This window comes from Pedobacter sp. Bi126, from assembly GCF_918698245.1.
In the GTDB taxonomy this organism is placed as follows: domain Bacteria; phylum Bacteroidota; class Bacteroidia; order Sphingobacteriales; family Sphingobacteriaceae; genus Pedobacter.
Genome location: NZ_CAKKMS010000002.1, coordinates 628584 through 642145 on the forward strand (window position 1 = coordinate 628584; position 13562 = coordinate 642145).

General features: G+C 39.7%; 9 protein-coding genes. All 9 read left to right on the forward strand.

Annotation, left to right across the window (positions count from 1 at the left end):
* Positions 1-131 precede the first annotated feature (131 nt).
* The 9 genes from LQ201_RS07785 (at position 132) to LQ201_RS07825 (ending at position 13473) form a co-directional block, all read left to right on the forward strand.
* Positions 132-1295 (forward strand): CaiB/BaiF CoA-transferase family protein, encoded by a 1164-nt coding sequence (locus tag LQ201_RS07785; RefSeq protein ID WP_230140921.1) that lies wholly within the window; start codon positions 132-134, stop codon positions 1293-1295.
* Positions 1288-2526 (forward strand): extracellular solute-binding protein, encoded by a 1239-nt coding sequence (locus LQ201_RS07790; RefSeq protein ID WP_230140923.1) that lies wholly within the window; start codon positions 1288-1290, stop codon positions 2524-2526. Before LQ201_RS07785 ends, LQ201_RS07790 begins: the two co-directional genes overlap by 8 nt.
* Positions 2523-3605 carry a Gfo/Idh/MocA family protein gene (locus LQ201_RS07795; RefSeq protein WP_230140925.1) on the forward strand — a complete coding sequence of 361 codons (1083 nt, stop codon included), beginning with the start codon at positions 2523-2525 and terminating at the stop codon, positions 3603-3605. Before LQ201_RS07790 ends, LQ201_RS07795 begins: the two co-directional genes overlap by 4 nt.
* A gap of 124 nt (positions 3606-3729) precedes the next feature.
* Complete coding sequence (locus LQ201_RS07800) at positions 3730-4173, forward strand: MaoC/PaaZ C-terminal domain-containing protein (RefSeq protein ID WP_230140927.1); 444 nt, start codon at positions 3730-3732, stop codon at positions 4171-4173.
* A 156-nt stretch (positions 4174-4329) separates the two neighbouring features.
* Positions 4330-5631: an L-fucose:H+ symporter permease gene (fucP, locus tag LQ201_RS07805; RefSeq protein WP_230140929.1), complete on the forward strand. Its 1302-nt coding sequence runs from the start codon at positions 4330-4332 to the stop codon at positions 5629-5631.
* 120 nt (positions 5632-5751) lie between these two features.
* Complete coding sequence (locus LQ201_RS07810; RefSeq protein WP_230140932.1) at positions 5752-9171, forward strand: glycosyl hydrolase; 3420 nt, start codon at positions 5752-5754, stop codon at positions 9169-9171.
* Between the two features lie 25 nt (positions 9172-9196).
* Positions 9197-9787 carry a hypothetical protein gene (locus LQ201_RS07815; protein ID WP_230140934.1) on the forward strand — a complete coding sequence of 197 codons (591 nt, stop codon included), beginning with the start codon at positions 9197-9199 and terminating at the stop codon, positions 9785-9787.
* A 48-nt stretch (positions 9788-9835) separates the two neighbouring features.
* Positions 9836-11899 (forward strand): glycoside hydrolase family 127 protein, encoded by a 2064-nt coding sequence (locus LQ201_RS07820; RefSeq protein WP_230140936.1) that lies wholly within the window; start codon positions 9836-9838, stop codon positions 11897-11899.
* A gap of 146 nt (positions 11900-12045) precedes the next feature.
* Positions 12046-13473: a sialate O-acetylesterase gene (locus LQ201_RS07825; protein ID WP_230140939.1), complete on the forward strand. Its 1428-nt coding sequence runs from the start codon at positions 12046-12048 to the stop codon at positions 13471-13473.
* The last annotated feature ends 89 nt before the right edge of the window (positions 13474-13562 follow it).

Genomic DNA, 13562 nt, shown 5'->3' on the forward strand with positions numbered 1-13562 from the left:
CGGGAATCTTAAAGCGCATTGCATTACGATTCCCAATCGACTCGATAGCTATCGGGTTGGGAATGACGACCCATAAAAGATTGTTTCGTGCCTCGCAATAACGTAGTACGAAATTAAAAATAAACAAAATTATGCTACCGCTTGAAGATTATTTAGTTATCGATTTCAGCCAGTTCCTATCGGGGCCATCAGCAAGCTTGCGCCTGGCCGATATGGGTGCGCGTGTAATCAAAATTGAGCGTTTGGGTGTAGGCGATATTTGCCGTACGCTTTATACCTCAAATCTGATTATGAACGGCGAATCATCTGTTTTTCATGCCATCAACCGGAATAAAGAAAGCTTTGAAGTTGATTTAAAACGCGAAGAAGATTGTGAAATGGTACGCGAACTGCTTAAAAAAGCAGATGTAATGATCCATAATTTCCGACCAGGGGTAATGGAGCGTTTAGGTTTCGATTATCAATCCGTTACCGCTTTAAATCCAACCCTAATTTATGGCGAAATTTCAGGCTATGGCAACAACACGGAATGGAAAAACAAACCCGGACAGGATTTACTTTTACAATCGGTTACCGGCCTAACCGCTTTAACCGGAAATGCCGGTAGTGGCCCTGTAGCCATGGGTTTATCCATTGTAGATATGTTGGCAGGCGCCCACTTGGCGCAGGGAATCCTGGCCTGTTTGTATAGAAAAGCGCTAAAAAACGTAGGTGGTTTTGTGCAGATCAGCATGATGGAATCCGCTTACGATTTCCAGTTTGAAACCATCACCACTTTTATGAATGATGGCGGATCTTTGCCCCAACGTTCTAAAAAGAACAATGCAAATGCATATTTAGGCGCTCCTTATGGGATTTATCAAACAGAAAACGGATATTTAGCCCTGGCGATGGGTTCAATTCCACAGTTGGGAAATTTACTTGGCTGCGAGAAATTGGAAGAATATGTGGAAGTGAGCGAAGCATTCGATAAACGTGATGAGATTAAGGCCATTTTGGCCGATCATCTTTTATCGGCGACTACCGAAAAATGGCTTTCCATTTTAGAACCTGCCGATATTTGGTGTGCCGATGTATTAAACTGGAATGCTTTAATGGCCCATGAGGGTTTTAAGGTGTTGAAGATGGTTCAGGAAGTGGAAATGATTGATGGGTATAAATATGAAACCACCAGATGCCCGATCCGCATTGATGGCGAATTATTGACTTCAGCAATTGGTTCGCCAAAATTAGGACAGGATAATGAAAAAATTATCAAAGAATTTATAACACAGCATAGCACTACAAATGCATAACCAAGTAGAAACTTTCAGGATAGCCGTTCGTAAATTTGCGCCATTTGAAGCTGCCATGCAGAAATTCTGGGAACAATATTGTACAAGTTCGGGCTGTACACTAAAGTTGGATATGGTGGTAATGGACCTGCACGAACTTTACGACAGCACCATCACTCAAAAAGGTTTGGCAAAAGGCGATTTTGATCTAGCGCACATCAGTACCGATTGGGTTTTAGAAGGCTATTCAGACAATGATTTCGAAGTATTAAATCCCTACATCAACAAAAACAAACCCGACGATTTCCCGAGGGGATGGAGCAAATCGCTTTTAGGGCTGCAGCGCTTCGGCTGGGAAGTGGTTGGCTTGCCATTTCATGATGGACCAGAATGTTTTATCTATAGAAGAGACTTATTCGAAAGTGAAACCGAAAAGGCTCAATATTTTGCTCAATTCGGCAAAACCTTAGCAATACCCAAAACCTGGGAAGATTTTCATCAGATTGCCCGTTTTTTTAACCGTCCTGAACAAAATTTATATGGCAGTATTTTCGCCTGTTATCCCGATGGCCACAATACCGTTTTTGATTTTGCTTTGCAATTATGGACGAGGGGCGGAACACTGGTCGATAAAAATGGTTTTATCCAGATTAATACCCAGGCAGCCGTTGATGGTTTAAACTTTTACCGTAAAATTGTTAACGATAGAACTGCTGTTCATCCAAAATCTGCAGCATTCGAATCTGTAGCTGCCGGAATAGCCTTTTCGCAAGGTGAAGCCGCCATGATGATCAATTGGTTCGGTTTTGCGGCCATGTGCGAAGTAGATTCGGACTCTAAAGTAAAAGGAAAAATTGATGTTGAACGATTGCCATGCGCTCCAGGTAAAAACTCAGCTTCGCTAAATGTTTATTGGCTTTACACCATTGCAAAGGGCAGTAAAAATAAAGACATCGCCTACGATTTTCTGCGCTTTGCACTGGCTGCAGAACAGGATAAACAGCTCACGTTAGCAGGAGGGATCGGCTGCAGGATTTCGACCTGGAAAGATGAAGAGATCAACCAGGTTATTCCTTATTATCATAAACTGGAACAGTTGCACGAGGTGGCCAATATGTTGCCACAGAAACAAAATTGGGCTGCTATTGCCGCCATTATCGACCAAATGGTTCTACAGGCCATCAATACGGATGATGCTACCGAAGCGCTTATCCAGCGTGCACAGAACCAGATTAATGAAATTGACAAATGAGTATTGATATCAAATATAAACCCGAACTCCCACAGACCAAACAGCCCATCATTATTATTGGTGCCGGGGGAATAGTGGCAGATGCGCATCTGCCAGCGTATAAAATGGCTGGTTTTGAAGTACATGGCATTGTAAACCGTACAAAAGAGCGGGCACAGAAATTGGCTGATGCTTTTGGAATTCCAAACGTATACAATTCAGTGGCCGAAGCCGTAAAATTGGCACCAACCAATGCAGTTTACGATTTAACCATCATGCCTGAGCAATACATCGAAACATTAAAGCAGTTACCTGATGGAAGTGCGGTGTTAATTCAAAAACCCATGGGCGATGATTTTACACAGGCAAAAGAAATCCTCGAACTCTGCAGAACCAAGAATTTAAAAGCGGCTATAAACTTTCAGTTGCGTTTTGCGCCATTTGTAAGTGCAGCAAAATACATCATCGATAAAGGTTTAATCGGCCAATTATACGATATGGAAGTCCGCGTAACGATTAAAACGCCATGGGAGATTTTTCCGCATGTAATTATTCATCCACGTTTAGAAATTCAATACCACAGCATTCATTATGTTGATTTGATCCGTTCATTTTTGGGTAATCCTGAGAGTATTTTAGCAAAAACATTAAAACATCCGGCGAAAAGTTTGTCATCATCTCGTTCTACGATTTTATTCGATTATGGAGATACGATGCATGCAGTAATTAACACCAATCACGACCACGATTTCGGACCAAATCACCAGGAAAGTTATATTAAATGGGAGGGAACCAAAGGCGCAATAGTAGCTAAAATTGGCCTATTGATGGATTATCCCCATGGTGTACCTGATGTTTTTGAATACTGTATTGTAGAAGATGGAAAATCACCAGAATGGCAAACCGTTAAATTGGAGGGCTCTTGGTTTCCAGAGGCTTTTATTGGTACAATGGCCAATTTAATGCGTTATAATGAAGGTTCAAGCGATGTTTTATATACCAGTGTCGAGGATGTAATCCAAACCATGGCCGTGGTAGAAAGTGCCTACCAATCGAGTGATGTTGGTGGGGTAAAGATTAAAGAACAATTAAAAGGGTAAATTATTAATAAAATCGTCATTGCGAGGAGGCACGACAAAGCAATCTTTTTAAAAAGAAAGATTGCTTCGCCTCGATGAAAAAATCTAAGGCTCACAATGACGGAAACAGTATAAAAAGAGCAAAATGTATTTCAAATCAACATTTTTTGAAGATTATCAATTACAGGATAAACGTGTAACGCTAGGTCGTACCATAACAGAAACCGATTTTGTAGTTCATGCTGGCCATACAGGCGATTTTTTTCCGCACCATATGGATGCCGAATGGTGCGCAACACAACCGTTCAAACAACGAATAGCTCACGGAACCATGATTTTTAGCATTGGGATCGGTTTAACAGCTTCAGAAATCAATCCAGAAGCCATGAGCAAAGGATATGATAAATTGCGGTTCGTAAAACCTGTTTTTATTGGCGACACCATTCACTCCGAAATAACTATTTCTGAAAAAGGGGAAAGCAAAAGGCCAGAATATGGCACCGTAACCGAACATGTAGAAATCATCAACCAACACGGAGAAGTTGTTCTAGTCTGCGACCATCTTTTGGTGGTGAAAAAGGTTCATTAGTTCAATGGTCAGTAGTTCATTGGTATGGGCGCGTATAGCGACAGTTTACCAGACATGATTACAGCACCAATGAACCGCTGGCTAATGAACCAGTGACAAATAAACTAATCAACTATCGAACCAAACAAATGAACCAATAACCTAACCAATGAACCAATGACTAATGAACCAAAAACCACACAGCCAGAAATTGTAACTGAGGGCGATCCGTCATCAGGAAAGAAGTATTTATTACCTTTTATACTCGTAATCAGCTTGTTTTTCCTTTGGGGAATGGCACATAACCTCGATTCAATCCTAATTCCGCACCTAAAGAAAGCATGTAACCTCAATAACAGACAATCTACATTGATTGATACATCTGTTTTCTTTGCTTATTTTTTAATGGCTATTCCTGCCGGAATGATTTTGAAAAAGTGGGGCTATAAAGCAACCATGATCTCAGGTTTACTAGCTTTTGCTTTCGGTGCGTTTTTATTTGTGCCAGCTGCCAATAACCTGTCGTACATTACATTTTTGATTGCACTTTTTATTATCGGTTGTGGTTTAACCATGCTCGAAACTTCTGCTAATCCTTATGCTGCTGTATTGGGCGATCCTGCAAAAGCGACAAGCAGATTAAACCTTGCTGCATCTTTCAACGGACTGGCTGCTATGGTGGCACCCATGATTGGCGGATTGTTTATTCTTTCAGGCAAATCGCACAGCAAAGAAGAATTGGCAGCCATGACGGAGGCAGGTAGAAACAATTATTTCTTAGAAGAGGCAGCATCAGTTAAAACACCATACATTTCCCTTGGCATTGTTTTATTGATAATAGCCGCTGTATTTTACTTTATTCACCTTCCTGAAATTAAAACCAAAAGTATTGATGGTGAGGCTAAGGGAAGTTTTTTTGGCGCATTACGTCACAAACATTTAAAGTGGGCGGTTGTTGCTCAGTTCTTTTATGTTGGTGCGCAGGTTTGTGTAACCAGTTTTTTTATTAGAATGGCCCAACAAGGCGGAGGATTTGATGAAAAAACAGCCGCATCTTACTTAGCTATTTATGGCTTTTTATTTACGGTAGGCCGTTTCGCAGGAACTGCGATTTTACAGTTTGTATCATCGAATAAACTGCTCGCTATTTATGCGGTAATCTCTATTTTATTGTGCTTAGTTGCCATTTTAGGTAAAGGTTCGTATGTGGTTTATGCATTAGGTGCTGTCGGATTCTTTATGTCAATTATGTTTCCAACCATTTTTGCCCTGGGAATTGATGGCATAGGTGATGATACAAAACCAGGCTCTTCATGGTTGATCATGTCGATTGTGGGTGGCGCAATTTTACCATTCGGCATGGGTAGTTTAATCGATATGTATGGCGACAATATCCAAATTGGTTATAGTATCCCTTTGGTTTGTTTTGTTTTCGTCCTTTATTTCGGCTTGAGAGGTTATAAAATCGCACGCAAATAAAATTTAACGTCATCCGATAGCTATCGGATGCGAGGAGGAACGAGGTGGTAATCTATTCTTAAATAAAGATTGTTTCGCGGGTTGAAATCCACCTTTGATATTTATAAGAAAATAAAAAAAATGAAATTTAGGTTTAGCAAGATTTTAATATTCATGCTGTTGTTATGCTTTGGCTTTTCAACAAGCCTTTTTGCGCAACAGAACGAAAGTGCAAAACCTTGGGTATTTTGGTATTGGGTTAAAGGTGCGGTTTCAAAAGCTGGCATCACAGCCGATCTGGAAGCCATGAAATCAAACGGCATCGCGGGTGCTTATTTAATGAGCATCCAGGGCCCTGATAAAATGCCTGTTTATTCGCCGCCTGCCATACAACTCACACCCGAATGGTGGAAAATGGTTGAGTTTGCCATGAGTGAGGCGAAACGCTTGGATCTGAAATTAGGCATGCATGTGAGCGATGGTTTCGCCCTGGCAGGTGGCCCATGGATAACCCCTGAATTATCGATGCAGAAAGTAGTTTGGTCTAAAATAAATATCAGTAATTCAGCTACAAAGATCAATTTACCTCAACCAGAATCAAAAGAAAATTATTATAAAGATATTGCCGTTTACGCTTACCCTTCACCAATTGGTGAAGGCATTTCAACAAGAACCGTTATCCCCAAAATTAAGGCAAGCAATGGTGCTGATGCTACCGGTTTAGTGCAACCAGGGAATAAGAAAAACTTTGGTTCAAATGAACCATGTTATATCCAATACGAATTTGAAAAACCTTTCACCTGCAGAACGATAACCATTAAAGTAAGTGGAAATAACTATCAGGCACAACGTTTGGCTATCGAGGTAAGTGATGATGGGAAAAATTTCCGATCAATAGGTAGATTGGAAGCGCCCCGTCATGGCTGGCAGGATACCGATGAAGATGTTACCCATTCTATTGTACCTACCACCGCTAACTTTTTCAGGTTTATTTATGATAAAAAGGGATCCGAACCAGGCTCAGAGGATTTAGATGCAGCCAAATGGAAGCCATCATTAAAGCTCGTAAACCTCGAATTATCTTCAGAAGCACAGCTCAATCAGTTCGAAGGCAAAAATGGTTCAGTTTGGCGGATCAGTAAGAGAAGCACAGCCGCAGAAATTAGCAAAAACCTGTGTGTGCCCTTGAATAAGATCATTAACCTAACGGATAAGTTAACTCCAGATGGAACCTTAAACTGGAAAGCGCCAAAAGGAAATTGGACAATCTTAAGAATTGGCCATACTTCTACAGGACATACCAATGCAACTGGTGGCGGCGGAAAAGGATTGGAATGCGACAAATTTAATCCTGAAGCGGTAAAACTACAATTTACCAATTGGTATGGCGAAGCTTTAAAACATGGCGGACCAGAAATAGCCAAAAAAGTATTAAGCATTTTCCATGTAGACAGTTGGGAATGTGGCAGCCAGAATTGGTCGCCAGTATTTAAAGCGGAGTTTTTAAAGCGTAGAGGTTACGATTTAACACCTTATTTACCCATCATCACCGGATTACCTGTAGAGAATATATCTGTGTCCGAAAATTTCCTTTACGATGTTAGAAAAACGATTTCGGAATTGGTTGTAGATCAGTTTTATAAAACGCTTGCAAAACTGGCAAAGGATCAGGGCGTAGCTTTTACGGCAGAAAGTATTGCACCAACGATGATGAGTGACGGATTGATGCATTACAAAACGGTTGACATCCCCATGGGCGAATTTTGGTTAAATAGCCCTACGCATGACAAACCAAATGATATGTTGGATGCCATTTCAGGGGCACATATTTATGGTAAAAATATCATCCAGGCCGAGGCTTTTACAACAGTTAGAATGGACTGGAACGAAAGTCCAGCGAATATGAAAACCTTACAGGATCGTAATTATGCTTTAGGGATCAATAAACTGGTGTATCACGTTTTTACACACAACCCCTGGACAGACCGGAAACCTGGAATGACCTTAGATGGTGTTGGCCTATATTTCCAACGCGATCAAACCTGGTGGAAAGCTGGTAAAGCATGGATAGATTATGCAGAAAGAACCCAAAACTTGTTACAGCAAGGGAAACCTGTTGTAGATATTGCCGTTTTTACCGGTGAAGAATTACCACGCCGTTCTGTTTTACCAGATAGGCTGGTCGAAGCCTTGCCAGGTATTTTTGGTGCAGATGTAGTAGAAGCTGAAAAGAAACGCCTCGCAAATGTTGGTGAACTTTTAAGGCAAATGCCAGCCGGTGTAACACATTCAGCAAATATGGCCGATCCTGAAAATTGGGTAAACCCTTTACGTGGATATGCTTATGATAGTTTTAATCCCGATGTGTTAAGTACAGCAACGGTTAAAGATGGCAATGTTGTTTTCGAGAGTGGGGCAACTTATAAAATTTTGGTAATACCGGGTAACATGAAAATGAACCCGAATTATCAGTATATGAGTTATAGAACTGTAAAAAAAATATTTGAGTTAATTATAGCGGGAGCTAATGTGATTGTAGCAGACAAACCTTTGTATCAAAATGGTTTACAACAAGTTAGTAAATCTGCATTTAGTGCTGCAGTGGATGAAATTTGGAAAAATAATTTTCATGAGATAAATAATAATCATCATCCTGTTCTAATGAAAGTAATGGATAAAGGCAATCTGTTTAAAGCTCCTTTTAATGCCAATAATTTTAAACTTGTAGGAATTGAACCAGATCTTTATGTAACGGAAGCTAATCCGAACAGTAAGCCAATTGGTTATGCAAAAAAAGTTGCTTACAATCATAGGAAAACTGATAAAAAAGATATCTATTTTATTTCTAATCAAGAGGCTAAAGAAAGAAATTTTTGGTTTTCATTTCGTGTAACCAATAAAATGCCACAAGTTTATGATGCTGTTGCCGATAAGTTAACTGACATTAATAATTGGTCTAGTGAAGGGGGGCGAACAGGTTTTACTTATAAAATCGCTCCTAATCAAAGTTTGTTTTTTCTCTTCGAAAAGGAAACTACTAAAACTCAATTTAACAGTGGCAACAACTGGTCTAACTTCAAAACCATCCAGGATATTTCTAAAACTTGGCAAGCTCAATTTGATCCCACTTATGGAGGTCCATCAAAACCCATAATCTTTAACGATTTAACCGATTGGACATTAAACGCAGATAATTCGGTTAAATATTATTCAGGAACTGCAGTTTATACCAAAACCTTCAATTTTAACGAAAATACAAAGGGTAAAACATGGATTGATTTAGGCGAATTTTCGAGTATTGCCGAAGTAAAAATTAATGGAATAAACTGCGGCACTTTATGGACTGCTCCGCACCGTTTAGAAATCAGTAAAGCCATTAAAAAAGGCGAGAACCAAATTACCATCGAAGTGACAAATACTTGGGCTAACCGTTTAATTGGGGATAGCAAATTGCCAGAAAATAAAAGAATTACCAAAACGACTGCACCTTTCCGATTGGAAGGTAAAGCTTTAAATCCTGCGGGATTATTAGGGCCGGTAGTGATACAAGTGGAAGAGTAAATGAGCATTTAATATTTCAAAATATATGAAAAAAATAATTGTATTAATTCTGGCATTTACCCAAACTATTGTTTACGCTCAACAAAAGAAGGTAAAGGATAATTTTAATGTCCAGATCAGGTTGGAGAAGGGCGATCTAAATAAAGATGGGTTGATCGACAAAACCGTAATTATGATGGATACGATCGATACAGCCGTTCCATTAAGGTTACAAATATTTTTATTACAGCCAAATAAGAAATTTAAAATGGTTTTCTCTTCAACTGATGTAATTGAACCCCAATATGTAAACGGTGTACATACTAAAAATCAAATCCCTTATTTTTTTATTGAAAATGGATTTCTATTAATGAACACTGAAAAAAATGATGTTCGCTTTGAGTATAAATTCATCTACAAAAATGGAGTTTTTCAATTGATTAAAGTCTCTAGCATAGTTTATGATGGGCGAAATGCGACAACAGAGACTACATTTAATCTTTTAACAGGAGTGAGAACAGAAACTACAACGTTATTGGGTTCCGAAAAAATCTTAAAGAAAAATACAAAGAAAATAACGATCAGGCCATTACCTACACTTCAGAATCTAAGGACTTTTGGCAATAAATTAGATTAATAACAATAAAAACAGAAACATTTTCAGGTTAAAAATTAAAAAAAAATAATGAAAAAGCTACCCCATATAACCAAAAATTTTGTCTTGCAGACTTTACGACTTCTGGTAATTGTTTGTGTAACGCTTTTTCTGACGTTAAGCGCTAAAGCACAAGACAAAGCTTTGGTTAATACGTCAAATTCGCCTTACGCGAAATTGCACAGTATCAATATGTCGGATGTAACCTGGACAAAAGGATTTTGGGCCGATCGGTTTAAAGTAGCTACCGAAACCATGGTACCTAACATGTGGGCCATTTATAACGATCCGAAGATCAGTCATGCTTTTGAAAATTTCAAAATTGCAGCAGGTTTAGATACGGGCTTGCATGCTGGTCCATCTTTCCATGATGGCGATTATTACAAAACGTTGGAGGCTGTAGCTGTTTTATACGCTTCAACCAAAAACCCAAAACTGAACGAAATGATGGATAAAGCCATTGTGGTAATCGGTAAATCACAACGCGATGATGGCTACATCTATACCAAAGCAATGATTGAGCAGCGCAAAACAGGCGCTAAAAACCAGTTTCAAGATCGGTTAAGCTTCGAATCGTACAATATTGGCCATTTAATGACGGCTGGCTGCATTCATTACCGTGCAACCGGAAAAACTACTTTGCTCAACATTGCTAAAAAAGCGACAGATTACCTGTACAATTTCTATAAATCTGCTTCACCGACATTGGCACGAAACGCCATTTGTCCTTCACATTACATGGGCGTGGTAGAAATGTACCGCACCACAAAAGATCCCCGGTATTTAGAACTGGCCCAACATTTAATCGCCATCAAAGGTAAAATTGATGACGGCACAGATGATAACCAGGATCGCATTCCTTTTTTACAGCAAACCAAAGCCATGGGCCACGCCGTTCGTGCCAACTACCTGTACGCAGGAGTAGCGGATTTATATGCCGAAACAGGTAAAGATTCGCTTTTAAAAACATTGAATTTAATGTGGGATGATGTCAATCAGCACAAAATGTACATCACGGGTGGCTGTGGCTCGCTTTACGATGGAACTTCGCCAGATGGCACTTCCTATAATCCGGCCGATGTGCAGAAAATCCACCAGGCTTTTGGTCGCGATTTTCAATTACCCAATTTTACCGCACATAACGAAACCTGTGCCAACATTGGTAACGTACTTTGGAACTGGCGCATGTTGCAGATTACAGGCGATGCAAAATATGCTGATGTAATGGAACTGGCCTTACACAATAGCGTTCTGTCTGGAATTAGTTTGGATGGAAAAAACTTTTTATACACCAATCCTTTGGCGCAATCTGATGATTTACCTTTTAAACAACGTTGGTCGAAAGATAGGGTACCTTATATCACATTATCCAATTGCTGCCCCCCAAACGTAGTCAGAACGATTGCAGAAGTTAGCGATTATGCCTACAGTACTTCAGATAAAGGCCTATGGTTTAATTTATATGGTGGCAATAACCTAAATACTACATTAACGAATGGTCAGAAAATTTCTTTATCTCAAGAAACCAATTATCCCTGGGATGGGAAAATCAAAATCAGCATTAAAGAAATAGGGACTAAAGTTTATTCCTTATTTTTGAGAATCCCGTCGTGGACACATAATGCACAGATCACAATCAATGGGAAAACTGAAAATCTTAAAGCCATTTCCGGAACTTATGCAGAAATCAGCCGCGTTTGGAAAAAGAGTGATGTAATAGAATTAAATCTCCCTATGGATGCCACTTTGATTGAAGCTAATCCTTTGGTCGAAGAAAACAGGAACCAGGTAGCTGTTAAACGCGGACCAATTGTTTACTGCCTGGAATCGACAGATTTATCTGGTAAAAGTATTTTTAATGCTATTATTCCGGCTTCAACCAAATTTGAGGTCAAACCCATTAATATCGATGGTGCTGCGATGATGAGTTTAGTAGGAAATGCAAAAATGGTAGTGCCAAACAACTGGGAAAATGTGTTGTACAGGCCGATTGAAGATAAAAACACAACAACAGAAATTAAACTGGTGCCATACTTTGCCTGGGGAAACCGCGGTCATTCAGAAATGTCGGTATGGCTGCCGGTGAGTAGATAATATGCGGTCGTCATTTCGAGCGGAGTGCAGCGCAGTCGAGAAATCTAACTAAATAGATCTCTCCACTTCGCGTTGCTCCGGTCGAGATGACGACTCTTTTACAAGATTCTATCAATTGATTGGATCAAATATTTAATGTTAAAAAAATGAAACTAAAACTCTTCATATTCTTAAACCTCACTTGTTGCCTCATTGCATCAGCCACCGTAAAACCTGCATCGATTTTTACCGATCACATGGTGTTACAACAACAAAGCAATGTTGCCATATGGGGCTGGGCCAAACCCGCTACCAGGGTAAAAATCAATACCTCCTGGAACAAACAGCAATACACCGTTATTACTGATCAGGCAGGTAAATGGAAAATAAAAGTTGCGACTCCATCAGCCGGTGGTCCATACAATATTGAATTAAATGATGGTGAAAAACTTGTCCTGACCGATATTCTAATTGGTGAAGTTTGGTTCTGTGGTGGCCAATCAAACATGGAAATGCCCATGAAAGGTTTTAAAAGTCAGCCGATAATTGGTTCCAATGAGGCCATTCTAAAATCTACCAATAAAAACATCAGGCTTTATACTGTTCCGCGTTCTTCCATCACCGAACGACAAGAAAACAGCAAAGCTTCGCAATGGAAATTAGCTGCCCCAGAAACCGTTGCCAATTTTAGCGCAACCGCTTACTACTTTGGTTCCTTATTAAGCGAAATGTTAAATGTTCCTATCGGGATCATCAACGATAGTTATGGTGGTTCTACAATTGAGGCCTGGATGTCGCCCGAGGATTTAAAAGCATTCCCCGAGGTTAAAATCCCCTCAAAAACCGACAGTATAAAAGAAGTAAGCAGAACGCCCACAACTTTATACAATGGCATGCTTTATCCTGTAATCGGATATGGCATAAAAGGCGCCATCTGGTATCAGGGCGAATCGAATTATGAACGTCCAGACCGCTACGAAGACTTATTCCCGGCGATGGTTTCTTCCTGGAGAAAAAATTGGGATAATGGTGATTTTCCTTTCTATTACGCGCAAATCGCGCCCTACAATTATGCCCAATTGCCGCCTTATCATGTTGGTGAGAAATTTAACTCGGCCTTTTTACGCGATGCACAACGTAAATCCCTTACTAAAATTCCAAATTCGGGGATGGCAGTTTTAATGGATATCGGCGAGGAAAAATCCATCCATCCCGCAAACAAAAAACAGGGTGGAACCCGTTTGGCTTACCTGGCCTTGTCTCAAACTTATGGTATAAAAGGTTTTGGTGCATTAAGTCCGAATTATGAATCATTTAATGTCGAAAAGAATACCGCTGTAATCAAGTTTCAAAATGTACCAAACGGGTTAACTGCTTTTGGTAAAGAACTTTCTTTATTCGAAATTGCAGGCGCCGATAAAAAATTTTATCCAGCAAAAGCAAGCATAAAAGGAAGTAGCATAACGGTTTCGGCTCCCGAAGTTAAAGCACCTATAGCTGTTCGCTACGCCTTCAAAGATTTTGTAACCGGCGATTTATTTGGGAACGATGGTTTGCCCGTTTCTTCATTCCGTACTGATGATTGGGAGAATTAGTAATATTAAAATGAATTTAACCACGAAGACACTAAAAGTACAAAGTATCTTATTTAGGAACTTAAATGCCCTGAAATGCCTTATATGGT